Genomic DNA, 15,334 nt, shown 5'->3' on the forward strand with positions numbered 1-15,334 from the left:
GGTTTTCTTCAGCGTAGGTCTCAGCCCGGTGTTTCGGCAGCGAGCGTCCCGGCCGTGAACAGTCCCAGCCGGTGGGCCACCGCCGCCGCCTCGCCCCGGCCCGAGACGCCGAGCTTGCTCAGGATGTTGGAGACGTGGACGCTCGCGGTCTTCGGGGAGATGAACAGCTCCTCGGCTATCTGGCGGTTGGTGCGGCCGGCCGAGACCAGGCCGAGGACGTCCCGTTCCCGGCTGGTGAGGCCGAGCGCCGCGGCCGGGTCGGCGGGGGCCTGCCGGGCCGCGCGGTTCAGGGTGAGGCGGGCGCGCTGGGCGAGCCGGGCGACGGCGTCGGCGAGGGGGCGGGCGCCCAGGTGGGCGGCGACCGCCGCGGCCAGCCGGAGCAGCTCCGCCGCGCGGTCGCGCTCGTCGTCGCCGCCCTCGGCCAGCAGCGCACCGGCCAGCCGGTGACGGACCCGGGCGAGGTCGTAGGGCCGGTCCAGGCACTCGAAGGCGGTGACGACCGGGGACCAGGTGCCGGCGGTGTCCCGGCCCTCCGCGCGCAGCAGTTCGGCGCGGGTCCACTGGCCGTAGGCGTGCCAGAGCGGGACGCCGGTGGTGAGGGTCCGTACGGCGGCCGAGAGACGGTCGAGGATCTCGGCGCGGCCGGGCCGGGCGGCGGGCAGGGTGCGGGCGTCGGCCTCGGCGGTGGCGGCGGCCAGCAGCAGCGGCCAGCCGTAGCGGTGGGTGCCGGGCGGGAAGCCTGCGTCCAGGGCCGGGAGCAGTGCGGCGCGGGCGTCGGCGATCCGGCCGTCGGCGGCGGCGACCCCGAGGGTGATGCGGGCCAGGGGCAGCAGCTGCTGGGGCATCGGGTCGTGCGTGCCGTACCAGGTGCGGGCGGCGGCGAGTTGCCGGCCGGCCTCGGCGAGGTCGCCGCGGGCCAGCGCGAGGTGGGCCATGCGCACGGCGCCGGCGCCGCGGGGCTTGGCGCTGTGGCCGATCCGGATGGCCTGCGCGGCGGCCTCGGCGGCCTCCTCCCACTGGCCGAGCGAGTACAGCGCCTCGGAGAGGTTGCCCCACGCCCAGGCGCCGGAGTCCAGCAGCCCGTACCCGCGGCAGGCCTCGATGCCCTCGCGCAGCAGCGGGAGGGCCTCCCGGTCCCGGCCGACGCTCTGCAGCGCGGACGGCAGGTTCACGTAGGCGCGGCCCTCGACATGGTGGATGCCCTCGGCGCGGGTCTCCCGCAGCACCTGGTGCATCTGCGCGAGTCCGGCCTCCGGGTCGCCGGACTCCACGATCAGGCCGCCCAGCGTGAGGCGGGCGTGCTGTTCGGTCTCGCGGGCGCCCACCATCCGCGCGTACTCCACCGCCCGCTCGGCGGCGGCGAGCGCCTCGGGTCCCGGCCGGCGCTGCATGGACCAGTTGGCGGCGACCGCCAGCACCTCGGCGTGCACCTCGGACGGCGGCAGGCCGCGCACCAGGTCCTGGGCGGTGCTCAGCTCCGGCCAGCCGTCGCCGCGGGCCAGGGCCTGGACGAGCCGGGAGCGCTGCACCCAGAACCAGGCGGCGCGCAGGGGGTCCGGATCCTCCTCCAGGAGGCGCAGGGCGCGCTTGGTGATCTTCAGGGCGCGTTCGCGTTCGCCGCCGAAGCGGCCGGCCACGGCGGCCTCGGCCATCAGGTCGAGGTAGCGCAGCGGGGTGGTGGCCGGGTCGCAGCCGCACGGCGGGTAGACCTCGGTGTAGTCGACCGGGCGCAGCGCGGAGCGCACCTCGTGCGGGGCGTCGTCCCACAGCTCCATCGCCCGCTCCAGCAGGCCGAGTTGCTCGGTGTAGGCGTGCCGGCGGCGGGCGGCGACCGCGGCGGCCAGGACGGCGGGCAGAGCCTTGGCGGCGTCGTGGGCGTGGTACCAGTAGCTGGCCAGGCGCATCACGCGGGCGTCGGCGGGGACGAGGGCCGGGTCGGCCTCCAGGGCCTCGGCGTAGCGGCGGTTGAGCCGGGAGCGTTCGCCGGGCAGCAGGTCGTCGGCGACGGCCTCGCGGACCAGGGAGTGCCGGAACCGGTAGCCGTCGCCGGCCCGGGTGACGGTGAGGAGGTTGGCGCCGACGGCGGCCCGCAGCGCCTCGATGAGGTCGTCCTCGGTGAACCGGGCCACGGCGGCGATGAGCCGGTACTCCACGGTGGAGCCGCCCTCGGCGACGATGCGGGCGACCCGCTGGGCGCTCTCGGGCAGTGCCTCGACCCGGACCAGCAGCAGGTCGCGCAGGGAGTCGGTGAGCCCGGTGTGGTTGCCCTCGGCGGCGGCGACGGCGAGTTCCTCGATGAAGAAGGCGTTGCCGTCCGAGCGTTCGTAGATCTCGTCCACCTGGGCGGGGTCCGGTTCGGCCGCGAGGATGCCCGCGATCTGGCGGCAGGCCTCGTCGCGGGTGAAGCGGGCGAGTTCGAGGCGGCGGACGGTGCGCAGCCGGTCCAGTTCGGCGAGCAGGGGACGCAGCGGGTGGCGGCGGTGGATGTCGTCGGAGCGGTAGGTGGCCAGGACCAGGAGACGGCCGGCGCGCAGGGTGCGGAAGAGGTAGGCGAGGAGGTGGCGGGTGGAGGCGTCGGACCAGTGCAGGTCCTCCAGGACGAGCACGACGGTGTGTTCGGCGGCGACCCGCTCCAGCAGCCGGGCGGTGAGTTCGAACAGGCGGGCCATGCCCTGTTCGTCGTGGCGGCCGGCGCCGGCCTCGCCGAGGTCGGGCAGCAGCCGGGCGAGTTCCTCCTCCTGGCCGGCCGCGGCGGCGGCGAACTCCTCGGGCAGGGCGTCACGCAGGGCGCGCAGCGCGGTGGAGAAGGGGGCGAACGGCAGGCCGTCGGCGCCGATCTCCACGCAGCCGCCGACGGCGACGACGGCCGTGCGCCCGGTCGCGGCCGTGGCGAACTCCTCCACGAGGCGGGTCTTGCCGACGCCCGCCTCGCCGCCGAGCAGCAGCGCCTGCGGCTCGGCCGCGGCGGCACGGGCGAGCGCGTCGTTCAGCGTGTCCAGCTCGTCGGTGCGGCCGACGAACACGGGACTGACGGACCTGGTCTCCACGGGCCCGAGCATCGCACGAGGCCGGGACGGCCCGGCACCGGTTTTCCACAGTCCCCGTGTGATGGTCGTACCGGTGGCCGGGAGGGGCACCGGGAGCGAGGTGCCCTCGGCCGGAAGGGCCGTACGGCTCCTCGGGAGAGCCGTACGACCCTGGGACCGCGAGCGGCCGACCCCCGTCCGGCCGCTGCGCGCCCCCGCCGTCACGCGGTGCGCGGCAGCCGGTGCCGGCGGGGCCGGTCGGTATGCGACTCGGCGGCCGGTGTCCCGTGGCCGGCGGACGCGGCCCGGCGGGCGGCGCGACGGACGCGGACGGCCTCGCGGGCCAGGCGCTCCTGCTGGGCCGTGCGGCGCAGTTCGGCGGAGCGGATCTGGTGGAGTTCGAGCTGGTACACGGCGGATCCTTCGGAGAGTCGGGGTGGTGCTCGCTTTCTGCGATGCCTCCACCTTCGTCTCCCAGGGGGGTCCGCCACATCGGGAGAGTTCCGCATCTTCGCGCGGCCGGCGGGCCGCACGCGCGCGTAAGGGGCCTCAGGAGGTCCGTAAGGTGCGTGCGGACTCCCTAAGGCCCCTGCCGGCCTGCGGGTTTCTCAGCCGGCCGAGGGCAGGCCGAGCAGGGCGTCGGAGTACTTCAGGACGGCCAGGAGCAGCCCGATGACACCGAGCGAGACACCCGCCCAGGCCACCGACCTGATCCAGGGGGCCTGCGGGCGGCCCGGGGCGCCGAACGCGGGCCTGGCCAGCACGACCACGCCGGTGACCAGCGCGGCCAGCGCGAACAGGCCGGCCCACAGGGCGGTGGTGTGCCAGGCGTCGCCGTACACCTCCTTGATCTGCCGGGCGACGCTCGCCGTGGAGGACGTCCGGAGCTGGCCGACGAGCTGCTCGCGCGCGGAGGCGACGGTGCCGATCCAGCCGCCGCTGAGCGAGACCAGGCCCAGCGCGGCGGAGACGACGGCACCGGCACCCTGGCCGACCCCGGAGGACACCTTCCCGCCGGCGGCTTCCGTCGCATCGCCGTCCTCGCCGTGCCCGTCGCCCGCGGCTTCCGCGGGGGCCTCGCCGTGCGCCGCGGGGGCCTCGTCGAGGTCCGGGGCCTGCTCCTCGGCGGTCTCCCGCCCGGCACGGCCGTCCCGGGCGTCGACCGCCGCCGTCGTCTCGTCGTCCTCGCGCGCCTCGGTGCCGGCGCCTTCCGTTGTCTTCGTTGCCATGCCCGGCACCGTACGGACGCTGTCTGAGAGGTCTCTTAATGATCGTCGTGCGCGGTCCGCGCGCGGTCCGCGCGCCACTCGGGCCGCAGCAGGGCCCAGATCTCGGTGCTGGCGCGCACCCCCCGGTGCGGGTAGTTCTCCCGGAGGACGCCCTCGCGGGTCATGCCGAGCCGCCGGGCCACATTGAGGCTCGGCTCGTTGGCCGCGGAGGCGTACCACTCCACCCGGTGCATGCCGCGCTCCTCGAAGGCCCAGTCGAGCAGCACCCGCATGCCGCGCGTGACCAGTCCGCGCCCGGCCGCGGCCGGCTCCAGCCAGCAGCCGGCCTCGCAGACCCCGCTCGGGGTGTCCCAGACGCGGAACAGCAGTCCGCCGACGAGCCGGCCGTCCAGCCAGATGCCGTGCACGCTGCCGGCGTCGGCACCGCGCTTGTCGGCGTACGACCTCAGCCAGCCGCGGGCGCCGTCGAGGTCGCGGACCACGTCCGCCAGGCCGATGTGCCGGCCGATGAACTCCCGGCCCCGGTCTATGTTCGCCAGCAGTTCGGCGGCGTGCCAGACCTCCAGGGGCCGCAGTTCGGCTCCGTCCTCACCGAGCGATGTCGCGTACATCGTGCCGTTCTTCCTTCCGCAGTCCGTCCGGTTCGTCCTCCGGGACCCGGCCGAGCCTCTCACGCGCGGCCCGGGACCCGGGGGGCGGGCGGGACGTCAGTCGAACTGGTCTCCGAGCGCCATGACCATCGTCCCGGCGATCAGCAGCCACAGGGCCCTGCGGGTGCGGCCCCGGGAGCCGAGCACCGCCGCGAGGGCGCAGACGACGGCACCGAGGGCGTAGGCGGCGGGGACGCCGGCCGGCGCGGAACCGGTGAGCCGCAGCAGGGCGGCGGCGAGCCCCGCGAGGCACAGGAGCGCTCCGGTGCCGCCGGCGACCCACCGGGCCCGCCGGGCGTCCCCGGCGTACTCCTCGGCAGCCTCGCCGGCCTCGGTGTCTTCAGCGCCCTCGGTGCCTTCGGTGTCGTGGGTGTCCTCGGCTATCACGGGCTCGGTGTCGGAATCGGTGCGTCCACTCATGGCGGGCGAGCGTACCGCCCCCGGGAGGGAAAACCTGGTGCGGGGCGGTGCCTTCGCCTGCTAGGCAGGGCCTTCGTGACCGACTCCGCCACTTCCGAGGCCCTCGCCCGCCGCCTCACCCACCCGCGCTACCCGCGCAGCAACACCTATGACGTCCGCTGGACCATCGAGAACCAGATGGGCCCGCACGCGCTGTGGCTGCTGGAATGGCTGGCGCCCGCGCTCGGCCTGGACCGGCTGCCGCCCGGGGCGCGGGTGCTCGACCTCGGCTGCGGACGCGCGATGACCTCCGTCTTCCTGGCCAGGGAGTACGGCGCCCAGGTCGTTGCCGCCGACCTGTGGGTGAAGCCCGGGGAGAACGCCGTGCGCATCGCCGAGGCGGGCGTGGCCGACCGGGTGCTGCCCGTCCTCGCGGAGGCGCACGAGCTGCCGTTCGCCGAAGGCTCGTTCGACGCCATCGTGTCCGTCGACGCCTACCAGTACTTCGGCACCACCGACCTCTACCTGCCCACGCTGACCCGGCTGCTGAAGCCCGGCGGCCGGATCGGGGTGGTGGTGCCGTCGGTGCGGGAGGAGATCGAGGGGGCCGAACCGCCGGCGCACCTCGCGGACCACTGGGATCCGGGGTTCTGGGCGTTCCACTCCCCCGGCTGGTGGCACCGGAACTGGACCCGCACGGGTGCCGTGACCGTCGAGGCCGCCGACTGGCTCCCGGACGGCTGGCGGGACTGGCTGCTGTGGAGCGAGGTGTGCGCCGAGGAGAGCCCGAGCGAGTTCATGGCCGGGCTGGCCCGCGACTCGGTGGACCTGCTGAACGCCGACCGCGGGCGGCTGCTCGGGTTCACCCGGGTGGTGGGCCGCAGATAGCGGTACGGCCCCGGAGGGATACCCTCCGGGGCCGTACGGCCGTGCTCGGGGCTCAGCCCTCGCTGACGCCCAGCTTCTCCAGGATCAGCTCCTTGACGCGGGCCGCGTCGGCCTGGCCGCGGGTGGCCTTCATGACCGCGCCGACCAGGGCACCGGCCGCGGCCACCTTGCCACCGCGGATCTTGTCCGCGACACCCGGGTTGCCGGCGATGGCCTCCTCGACGGCGGCGGTCAGCGCGCCCTCGTCGGAGACGACCTTCAGGCCGCGCTTGTCGACGACCTCGTCCGGGGTGCCCTCGCCCGCGAGGACGCCCTCGATGACCTGACGGGCCAGCTTGTCGTTCAGGTCACCCTTGGCGACCAGCTCGGTGACCCGGGCCACCTGCTGCGGGGTGATCGCCAGCTCGTCCAGCGTCTTGCCGGACTCGTTGGCGCTGCGGGCCAGTTCGCCCATCCACCACTTGCGGGCGGAGGCCGCGTCGGCACCGGCGTCGATCGTGGCGACGATCGGCTCCAGGGCACCGGCGTTGAGGATCGCCTGCATGTCGGTGGCGGAGATGCCCCACTCGGCCAGCAGCCGGGTGCGGCGGGCCAGCGGCAGCTCGGGCAGCGCCGCGCGGATCTCCTCGACCCACTCGCGCGCGGGCGCGACCGGCACCAGGTCGGGCTCCGGGAAGTACCGGTAGTCCTCGGCCTCCTCCTTCACGCGGCCCGAGGTCGTGGACCCGGTGTCCTCGTGGAAGTGGCGGGTCTCCTGGACGATCGTGCCGCCGCCGGAGAGGACGGCCGCGTGCCGCTGGATCTCGAAGCGGGCCGCACGCTCCACCGAGCGCAGGGAGTTGACGTTCTTCGTCTCCGAGCGCGTACCGAACTTGTCGGCGCCCTTGGGCATCAGCGACAGGTTCACGTCACAGCGCATCTGGCCCATCTCCATGCGGGCCTCGGACACGCCGAGCGCACGGATCAGCTCGCGCAGCTCACGGACGTACGCCTTCGCCACCTCGGGGGCGCGCTCGCCGGCGCCCACGATCGGCTTGGTGACGATCTCGATCAGCGGGATGCCGGCGCGGTTGTAGTCCAGCAGGGAGTGGGACGCGCCGTGGATACGGCCGGTGGCACCGCCGACGTGCGTCGACTTGCCGGTGTCCTCCTCCATGTGGGCGCGCTCGATCTCCACGCGGAAGACCTCGCCGTCCTCCAGCTGCACGTCGAGGTAGCCGTTGAAGGCGATCGGCTCGTCGTACTGGGAGGTCTGGAAGTTCTTCGGCATGTCCGGATAGAAGTAGTTCTTCCGGGCGAAGCGGCACCACTCGGCGATCTCGCAGTTCAGCGAGAGGCCGATCTTGATCGCGGACTCGACGCCGGTCGCGTTGACGACCGGGAGCGCGCCGGGCAGGCCGAGGCAGACCGGGCAGGTCTGGCTGTTCGGGTCGGCACCGAGGGCTGTCGAGCAGCCGCAGAACATCTTCGTCTTGGTGCCGAGTTCGACATGGACCTCAAGGCCCATGACGGGGTCGTACGACGCCAGCGCGTCCTCGTACGACACCAGGTCGGTCGTGGTGGTCACGGTGAAACTTCCCTCTCAGCCCAGCAGGACGTCGTCGTCGCCCAGCCGCTTCAGCTCGCGGTAGAGGATGGCGAGGCCGGTGACGATGCCGGCCGCGGTGACGACGGCGTCGACGAGCCGCAGCGTGTCGTTCTCGGCCCGCGCCTTCTTGATCTGCTTGGCGGCGCCGACCGCGCCGAACGCGGTGGCGGCCATGGACAGGTACGTACCGGACCTGGACTTCTTGAAGCCCTTGGCCTTGGTCAGTGCGCTCACAGCGACGGTGCCTCCTCCAGCAGCGGGTGACCCCACTTTTCCACGAAGGCGGCCTCGACGGCGGCGCCCACCTTGTACAGCCGGTCGTCCTTCATCACCGGGGCGATGATCTGCAGGCCCACCGGGAGGTTGTCCTCCGGGGCGAGACCGCAGGGCAGGGACATGGCCGCGTTGCCCGCCAGGTTGGTCGGGATGGTGCACAGGTCCGCGAGGTACATCGCCATCGGGTCGTCGGCGCGCTCGCCGATCGCGAAGGCGGTGGTCGGGGTCGTCGGGGAGACGATCACGTCGACCTGCGCGAAGGCCTTGTCGAAGTCCTGCTTGATCAGCGTGCGGACCTTCTGGGCGCTGCCGTAGTAGGCGTCGTAGTAGCCGCTCGACAGGGCGTACGTGCCGAGCATGATGCGGCGCTTGACCTCGGGGCCGAAGCCGGCCTCGCGGGTGAGGGAGGTGACCTCCTCGGCGGAGTGCGTGCCGTCGTCGCCGGTCCGCAGGCCGTAGCGCAGGCCGTCGAAGCGGGCGAGGTTGGAGGAGCACTCGGACGGGGCGATCAGGTAGTACGCCGACAGGGCGAGGTCGAAGGACGGGCAGTCCAGCTCGACGATCTCGGCGCCCAGCCCCTTCAGCAGCTCGACGGACTCGTCGAAGCGCTGGATGACGCCGGCCTGGTAGCCCTCGCCGCGGAACTGCTTGACCACGCCGACGCGCATGCCCTCGACGCTGCCGTTGCGGGCGGCCTCGACGACCGGCGGGACCGGGGCGTCGATGGACGTGGAGTCGAGCGGGTCGTGCCCGGCGATGACCTCGTGCAGCAGGGCCGCGTCCAGGACCGTGCGGGCGCAGGGGCCGCCCTGGTCGAGGGAGCTGGAGAAGGCGACCATGCCGTAGCGGGAGACCGCGCCGTACGTCGGCTTCACCCCGACCGTGCCGGTGACGGCGGCGGGCTGGCGGATGGAGCCGCCGGTGTCGGTACCGATGGCGAGGGGCGCCTGGAAGGAGGCGAGCGCGGCGGAGGAGCCGCCGCCGGAGCCGCCGGGGATCCTGGTGAGGTCCCAGGGGTTGCCGGTCGGGCCGTAGGCGCTGTTCTCGGTGGAGGACCCCATGGCGAACTCGTCCATGTTGGTCTTGCCGAGGATGACCACGTCGGCGGCCTTCAGTCGCTTGGTGAGCGTCGCGTCGTACGGCGGGATCCAGCCCTCCAGGATCTTCGAGCCGACGGTCGTGGGCACGCCCTCGGTGGTGAAGATGTCCTTGAGCGCGAGCGGGACGCCGGCCAGCGGGCCGAGCTTCTCGCCGCGCGCCCGCTTCTCGTCCACGGCACGGGCCTGGGCGAGGGCGCCCTCGCGGTCGACGTGGAGGAAGGCGTGCACCTTCTCGTCCACCGCCTCGATCCGCGCGAGATGGGCCTCGGTGACCTCGACCGCCGTCAGTTCGCCGGAGGCGATCTTCGCGGCGGTCTCGGCCGCGGTGAGCTTGATGATGGCGTGCTCCGTCATGGTGGTCACTCCTCCCCCAGGATCTGCGGCACCTTGAAACGCTGCTGCTCCTGGGCCGGGGCGCCGGAGAGCGCCTGCTCGGGGGTGAGCGAGGGACGGACCTCGTCCGGCCGCATGACGTTCGTCAGCGGGAGCGGGTGCGAGGTCGGCGGTACGTCTTGGTCGGCGACCTCGCTGACGCGGGCCACCGCGCCGATGATGTCGTCCAGCTGGCCGGCGAAGTGTTCAAGCTCTTCGGGCTTCAGCTCCAGACGCGCCAGCCGGGCGAGGTGGGCGACCTCCTCGCGCGTGATGCCAGGCATGCAGCGATCCTCTGGGGTGAGTGTGTGTGGTTTGGCCCAATCCTAGGGGGCGGGGGCGGGTGCCCGTGAAACGGTTTGGCCCGGCGGCGGCCTCACCGGTGCCGGCCGTCCCATGCGGGGCTCCTCAGGAAGTGGTTGTCGTACAGCTCCTGGACCTCCAGCAGGCTCTGCGGGGTGGCCTCGCCGAGGCGGATGCGCTGGAGGTGGCGGAAGTACTCGAAGCGCTCGACGCCGGGGGTGATGACGATGAGCAGGTCGGCGGTGCTGCCGGGGGCGGCGGCGAAGGCGTGGGGGCGGTCCGGCGGGACGATGATCAGATCGCCGCGCCCGGCGGTCACCACGTCGTCGCCGGAGAGGACCTCGGCCTCGCCGCCGAGCAGGTAGAACATCTCGGCCGAGTTGTGGTGCACATGCGGGCGGGCGCCGTCGGCACCCTCGGCGAGGGTGACGCGCACGGTGGACAGCGCGCCGCCGCTGGCGCTGCTGTCGGCCAGCAGCCGCACGCCGACGGGGGCACCGCCGAGGACCTCGGCCTCGGCGTCCCGGACCAGCACGGTCTCGTCGAACCTGGGCACGAACAGCGACATGGCGGTTTCCCCCTTGTGTGACGCCCGCGACGGGGCGGTCGGACCGCGACCAGCGGTCCGGCACCGGTCGGTACGACCCTCGCGGCGGCGGAGCGGATCCCGAGGGCGACGGCTGCGCGCCGCCGCGGCGCAGGCCCGTCCGCGTGTCCGGGAACGGGACGAGTGCCCCCGTGCACGGCTGCGCCACCGCCGCCGGCGCCTTCCGCGTGCGCTGCCGGCGGCAGGAGACTACTCGGCGGCCGGCAGCGCGGCGGGCGGCCGCTGCCAGCCCCGGGAGCCGCGGGCCAGCAGCCACGCGGTCGCCTCCTCCGGAGGCATCGCGGCGGCGACCAGCCAGCCCTGCACCGCGTCGCACCCCAGATCGCGCAGCCGCTCCCAGGTCTCGTCGTCCTCCACGCCCTCGGCGACCACGAGGAGGCCCAGCGAGTGGGCGAGGTCGACGGTGCAGCGCACGATCTCGGCGTCCTGGGCGTCGACGGCCAGCCGGGCGACGAAGGAGCGGTCGATCTTCAGCTCGCTGACCGGGAGCCGCCGCAGGTGCACCAGGGAGGAGTAGCCGGTGCCGAAGTCGTCCAGGGACATCTTCACGCCGTGTCCGGTGAGTCCGGCGAGGGTGTCGGCGGCCCGCTGCGGGTCCTCCAGCAGGACGTGCTCCGTTATCTCCAGCTGGAGCGCTCCGGCGGGAACCCCGTGCCGGGCGAGGCGCGCGGCGACCGATCCGGCGAATCCCGGGGTGTGCACGTCGCGCGGGGAGACGTTGACGGCGACGGGCACCCGCAGGCCCTGGGCGCGCCACCGGGCGACCTGGCCGAGCGCGGTCTCCAGCACGTACTCGGTGAGGTGGGGCATCAGCCCGGAGGACTCGGCTATCGCTATGAACTCGTCCGGCGGCACCTTGCCGCGCTCGGGGTGCACCCAGCGGACCAGTGCCTCCAGACCGGCGACCTGTCCGTCGAAGCGGACCTTGGGCTGGTAGTGGAGCTGTACCTCCTGTGCGTCCAGTGCCCGGCGCAGGTCGCCCAGCAGGCCGAGGCGGTCCGGGGTGTTGGAGTCGCGCTTGGACTCGTAGACCTCGACGCCCGTGCGGTCCCGTTTCGCCTGGTACATCGCGACGTCGGCGCGGCGCAGCAGTCCCTCGGCGTCCAGGGCGTGGTCGGGGAAGACGGCGACGCCGGCGCTGGCCTCCAGGACGAGGGTGAGGCCGTCGAGGTCGAGCGGGGAGCTGAGGGCGGTGACCAGACCGCGGGCGACCCGGGTCGCCGACGTGGTGGAGTCGGCGACGGGCAGTAAGACGGCGAACTCGTCACCGCCGAGCCGGGCGGCCTCGGCGCCGCGCGGCAGGGCGAGCCGCAGCCGGTCGGCGATCTGGAGCAGCAGCCGGTCGCCGGCCAGATGACCGAGCGTGTCGTTGACCGAGCGGAAACGGTCGAGGTCGATCAGCATGAGCGCGGCGCGGGCGCCGATGCGCTCGGCGTCGTCCAGGGCCGTCCAGATCCGCTCCAGCAGCCACTGCCGGTTGGGCAGCCCGGTCAGCGGGTCGCGCAGCTGCTCCTCGGCGCGGGCGCGGGCCATCCACAGCGTGGAGTCCAGGGCGATGAGCGGGATCGCGAAGAGCGGGAGCAGGATCGGCTGGGCGTCGGCGACGACGCACAGCAGGGGCGCGATACCGAGCAGCGCCACGGCGACCAGGCCCTGTCTGACCAGGGCGGTACGGGCGACGGTGGGCACGCCGCCGCCGCGCGGGGCGTTCAGGTACCACAGCAGGCCGCGGCTGACGGCGAGGTAGGCGACGGCGACCAGGGCGACCTGCGGGGCGGTGGCGATGCTCCAGGTGCCGGGCCGCCAGGGCGCCTCGACGCTGGGGATCCGGCCGAACGCGCCCAGCACCAGGGCGCCGGCGCCGATGCCGAGGACGTCCACCGCGCCGTGCAGCACGCCCTGCCGCCAGCGGTGCCGCCGGGCGATGCCGACCAGCATGACGACGGTGAGGCTGACCAGGCCGGCCGGCACCCAGCCGTACAGCAGCAGCACGGCGAGGGTGAGGGCGGCGCCCGATCCGGTGCCGCCCCACCAGCGGGCGCGGCCCAGCATGACGAGGTGGCCGACGATGACGCCGGTCAGCAGGGCCAGCGACCAGCCGACCGTGCCGCAGGGGAAGAGGGCGCGGTGGCCGACGTAGGCGCGGTAGAAGCCGGCGCCCAGGGCGAAGCCCGCGGCGGCCACGAGGGCCGCGGGCAGCGCGGGCCAGGACGGGTGCCGTTCCGTGTCGGCGCCCGGCAGGCCCGGGGCGGGTTCGAGGGCCGGCAGGGGCGCGTGGGCTTCGGCGGCGGCACCCGGTCCGGCCGGGCGCGGCTGTCCGCCGGTACGCCCGTCGGTCCGGCCGGTCCACCGGTACCCACGCCATGCGACCGCGCGGCGGCGCAGACGCAGCCGTGAGTCCGGGGCGGCGCTCTCGGTCGGTTCCATTCCCGTCCCTCTCACAGCCGGCGGTGCCCACGCCACGCGGCCCGATGCCCGACAACCATCAGCAGCTCCGCGCCGAAGAAACCTTCCCCGCACCCCTGGAGGGCACGGTGACGTCCCGGCCGAGGCCGGGCGCGGCCGGCGCACACCTCAACAGTAGGCCGCGGAAGGCTTCCACGGGCAGCTGTCTCCGACGGTTGCCCGAATGCGCCCGGGCCACCCGTATGCATCTGATATGCGCCGATCGGGTGGCCTTCAACCGCTACTCCCCGGTCGGAAGCGCGACTTCGGCCGCCGCTTCGGGGCCCTGTTCCAAGAGGACGGTGAAACCGTCCTCGTTCAGGACGGGAACCTTCAACTGCATCGCCTTGTCGTACTTCGATCCGGGGTTGTCACCCACTACGACGAACGAGGTCTTCTTCGACACCGAACCGGTCACCTTCGCGCCCTGGCCCTGGAGCGCCTCCTTGGCGCCGTCCCGGGTGAAGTTCTCCAGCGTGCCGGTGACGACGACCGTGAGCCCCTCCAGCGGACGCGGTCCCTCGTCCTCGCCGGTGGACTGCTCCTCCAGCGGGACGCCCGCGGCCTTCCACTTGCGGACGATCTCGCGGTGCCAGTCCTCGGCGAACCACTGCTTGAGGGCGGCGGCGATGATGGGGCCGACGCCGTCGGCGGCGGCCAGCTCCTCCTCGGTCGCCTGTTCGATGCGGTCGATGGACCGGAACTCGCGCGCGAGGGCCTGCGCGGCGACCGGGCCGACGTGCCGGATCGACAGCCCGTTCAGGAAGCGGGCGAGCGGACGGGACTTGGCCGCCTCGATGTTCGCCAGCAGGGCGAGGGTGTTCTTCTTCGGCTCGCCCTTCTGGTTGGCGAAGACCGTGACGACCTTCTCCTCACCCGTCTTGGGGTCCCGCCTGGGCAGACCGCTGTCCGGGTCGAGCACGTACGCCTTGATGGGCAGCAGCTTCTCCACCGTCAGGTCGAACAGGTCGCCCTCGTCCACCAGCGGCGGGTCGGCCGGCTCCAGCGGCTGGGTGAGCGCGGCGGCGGCCACGTCACCGAAGTGTTCGATGTCCAGGCACTCCCGGCCCGCCAGATACCCGACGCGGCCCCTCAACTGCGCGGGGCAGGTACGGGCGTTGGGGCAGCGGAGGTCGATGTCGCCCTCCTTCATGGGGCGCAGCGCCGTGCCGCACTCGGGGCACTCGCCCGGCATCACGAACTCCCGCTCGGTGCCGTCCCTGAGGTCGACCACCGGACCGAGGATCTCCGGGATGACGTCACCGGCCTTGCGGAGCACGACCGTGTCGCCGATGAGGACGCCCTTGGCCTTGACGACCTCCTGGTTGTGCAGCGTGGCGAACTCGACCTCGCTGCCGGCCACCGTGACCGGCTCCACCTGGGCGTACGGCGTGACACGGCCGGTGCGGCCGACGCCCACCTTGATGTCGATCAGCTTGGTGTTGACCTCCTCCGGCGCGTACTTGTACGCGATCGCCCAGCGCGGGGCACGCGCGGTGGAGCCGAGCCGTCCCTGGAGGCGGATCTCGTCCAGCTTGACCACGACACCGTCGATCTCGTGCGCGACGGAGTGGCGGTTCTCGCCGTAGTGGGCGATGAACTCCCGTACGCCGTCGAGGTCGTCGACCACCCGGTTGTGCGGGGAGGTGGGCAGGCCCCAGGTCTTCAGCAGGTCGTAGGCCTGGGAGAGCCGGTTCATCCCCGAGTAGCCCTCCAGGGCGCCGATGCCGTGGACGACCATGTGCAGCGGCCGGCCGGCGGTGACGCGCGGGTCCTTCTGGCGCAGCGAACCGGCGGCGGCGTTGCGGGGGTTGGCGAAGGGCTTGTCACCGGCCGCGACCAGGCGTTCGTTGAGTTCGAGGAACTTCTCCATCGGGAAGTAGACCTCACCGCGGATCTCCACCAGGTCGGGCACCTTGTCGCCCCCGAGACGGTCCGGGATGTCCGTGATCGTCCGGACGTTCGGCGTGATGTCCTCGCCGGTGCGGCCGTCGCCGCGGGTGGCCGCGCGCGTGAGCCGGCCCTTCTCGTACGTGAGGTTGACGGCGAGACCGTCGACCTTCAGCTCGCACAGGAAGTGGTACGTCTGGTCGCCCAGTTCCCGTGCGATGCGCTCGGCCCAGGCGGCCAGCTCGTCGTCGTTGAACGTGTTGTCGAGCGAGAGCATCCGCTGGCGGTGCTCGACCGCGGTGAACTCCGTCTCGTACGACCCCGCGACCTTCTGGGTGGGCGAGTCCGGGGAGCGCAGCTCCGGATACCGCTCCTCCAGTGCCTCCAGGGACTTCAGGAGCTGGTCGAATTCCGCGTCGCTGATGACGGGAGCGTCCTTCACGTAGTACCGGAAGCGGTGCTCCTCGATCTGCTCAGCGAGCTGCGCGTGCTCGTCACGTGCCTCGGCGGGCACTGCCGTCTCCGCCTGCTGCTTGTCGCCGGCCACCGTGTTGTCCTCCC

At 73.4% G+C, this 15,334-nt stretch carries 13 protein-coding genes; 1 reads left to right on the top strand and 12 read right to left on the bottom strand.

Annotated features, from left to right (window positions below):
- Positions 1 to 20: 20 nt before the first annotated feature.
- The 5 genes from IG05_RS0127105 to IG05_RS0127125 form a co-directional block, all read right to left on the bottom strand.
- Complete coding sequence (locus IG05_RS0127105) at positions 21 to 3,059, bottom strand: helix-turn-helix transcriptional regulator (protein WP_107051427.1); 3,039 nt, start codon at positions 3,057 to 3,059, stop codon at positions 21 to 23.
- A 188-nt stretch (positions 3,060 to 3,247) separates the two neighbouring features.
- Positions 3,248 to 3,439, bottom strand: coding sequence for a hypothetical protein (locus IG05_RS0127110; protein WP_030346623.1), 192 nt, complete (start codon positions 3,437 to 3,439; stop codon positions 3,248 to 3,250).
- A gap of 195 nt (positions 3,440 to 3,634) precedes the next feature.
- Positions 3,635 to 4,255 carry a hypothetical protein gene (locus tag IG05_RS0127115; RefSeq protein WP_030346624.1) on the bottom strand — a complete coding sequence of 207 codons (621 nt, stop codon included), beginning with the start codon at positions 4,253 to 4,255 and terminating at the stop codon, positions 3,635 to 3,637.
- 35 nt (positions 4,256 to 4,290) lie between these two features.
- Complete coding sequence (locus IG05_RS0127120) at positions 4,291 to 4,866, bottom strand: GNAT family N-acetyltransferase (protein WP_030346625.1); 576 nt, start codon at positions 4,864 to 4,866, stop codon at positions 4,291 to 4,293.
- A gap of 96 nt (positions 4,867 to 4,962) precedes the next feature.
- Positions 4,963 to 5,325, bottom strand: coding sequence for a hypothetical protein (locus IG05_RS0127125; RefSeq protein ID WP_030346627.1), 363 nt, complete (start codon positions 5,323 to 5,325; stop codon positions 4,963 to 4,965).
- Positions 5,326 to 5,400: 75 nt separating this feature from the next.
- Here IG05_RS0127125 and IG05_RS0127130 point away from each other — a divergent pair, with 75 nt between their 5' ends.
- Positions 5,401 to 6,192: an SAM-dependent methyltransferase gene (locus IG05_RS0127130; RefSeq protein ID WP_030346628.1), complete on the top strand. Its 792-nt coding sequence runs from the start codon at positions 5,401 to 5,403 to the stop codon at positions 6,190 to 6,192.
- 52 nt (positions 6,193 to 6,244) lie between these two features.
- On the opposite strand, the gene gatB is transcribed toward IG05_RS0127130, so the two are convergent.
- From gatB to ligA, 7 genes are all read right to left on the bottom strand, one after another.
- Complete coding sequence (gene gatB / locus IG05_RS0127135) at positions 6,245 to 7,759, bottom strand: Asp-tRNA(Asn)/Glu-tRNA(Gln) amidotransferase subunit GatB (RefSeq protein ID WP_030346629.1); 1,515 nt, start codon at positions 7,757 to 7,759, stop codon at positions 6,245 to 6,247.
- A 15-nt stretch (positions 7,760 to 7,774) separates the two neighbouring features.
- Positions 7,775 to 8,014, bottom strand: coding sequence for a hypothetical protein (locus tag IG05_RS0127140; RefSeq protein ID WP_030346630.1), 240 nt, complete (start codon positions 8,012 to 8,014; stop codon positions 7,775 to 7,777).
- A complete protein-coding gene (gene gatA / locus IG05_RS0127145; RefSeq protein ID WP_030346632.1) occupies positions 8,011 to 9,510 on the bottom strand; it encodes an Asp-tRNA(Asn)/Glu-tRNA(Gln) amidotransferase subunit GatA in 1,500 nt (499 codons plus the stop codon). The genes IG05_RS0127140 and gatA overlap by 4 nt, the downstream gene beginning before the upstream one ends.
- A 5-nt stretch (positions 9,511 to 9,515) precedes the next feature.
- Positions 9,516 to 9,812, bottom strand: a complete 297-nt coding sequence (gatC, locus tag IG05_RS0127150) for an Asp-tRNA(Asn)/Glu-tRNA(Gln) amidotransferase subunit GatC (RefSeq protein ID WP_003973500.1) — start codon at positions 9,810 to 9,812, stop codon at positions 9,516 to 9,518.
- A 92-nt stretch (positions 9,813 to 9,904) separates the two neighbouring features.
- Positions 9,905 to 10,399 (bottom strand): cupin domain-containing protein, encoded by a 495-nt coding sequence (locus IG05_RS0127155; protein WP_030346633.1) that lies wholly within the window; start codon positions 10,397 to 10,399, stop codon positions 9,905 to 9,907.
- 228 nt (positions 10,400 to 10,627) lie between these two features.
- Positions 10,628 to 12,865, bottom strand: coding sequence for a putative bifunctional diguanylate cyclase/phosphodiesterase (locus IG05_RS0127160; RefSeq protein ID WP_030346635.1), 2,238 nt, complete (start codon positions 12,863 to 12,865; stop codon positions 10,628 to 10,630).
- A 259-nt stretch (positions 12,866 to 13,124) separates the two neighbouring features.
- Complete coding sequence (gene ligA, locus IG05_RS0127165; RefSeq protein WP_030346636.1) at positions 13,125 to 15,320, bottom strand: NAD-dependent DNA ligase LigA; 2,196 nt, start codon at positions 15,318 to 15,320, stop codon at positions 13,125 to 13,127.
- Between the last annotated feature and the right edge of the window lie 14 nt (positions 15,321 to 15,334).

It is taken from the genome of Streptomyces sp. NRRL S-1022, assembly GCF_000720135.1.
In the GTDB taxonomy this organism is placed as follows: Bacteria; Actinomycetota; Actinomycetes; order Streptomycetales; family Streptomycetaceae; genus Streptomyces.

Excerpts from the sequence above, each read along its gene's own strand:
- IG05_RS0127105 (WP_107051427.1), bottom strand. The coding sequence starts at position 3,059 with ATGCTCGGGCCCGTGGAGACCAGGTCCGTCAGTCCCGTGTTCGTCGGC.
- IG05_RS0127115 (WP_030346624.1), bottom strand. The coding sequence starts at position 4,255 with ATGGCAACGAAGACAACGGAAGGCGCCGGCACCGAGGCGCGCGAGGAC.
- IG05_RS0127120 (WP_030346625.1), bottom strand. The coding sequence starts at position 4,866 with ATGTACGCGACATCGCTCGGTGAGGACGGAGCCGAACTGCGGCCCCTG.
- IG05_RS0127125 (WP_030346627.1), bottom strand. The coding sequence starts at position 5,325 with ATGAGTGGACGCACCGATTCCGACACCGAGCCCGTGATAGCCGAGGAC.
- gatA (WP_030346632.1), bottom strand. The coding sequence starts at position 9,510 with ATGACGGAGCACGCCATCATCAAGCTCACCGCGGCCGAGACCGCCGCG.
- gatC (WP_003973500.1), bottom strand. The coding sequence starts at position 9,812 with ATGCCTGGCATCACGCGCGAGGAGGTCGCCCACCTCGCCCGGCTGGCG.
- IG05_RS0127155 (WP_030346633.1), bottom strand. The coding sequence starts at position 10,399 with ATGTCGCTGTTCGTGCCCAGGTTCGACGAGACCGTGCTGGTCCGGGAC.
- IG05_RS0127160 (WP_030346635.1), bottom strand. The coding sequence starts at position 12,865 with ATGGAACCGACCGAGAGCGCCGCCCCGGACTCACGGCTGCGTCTGCGC.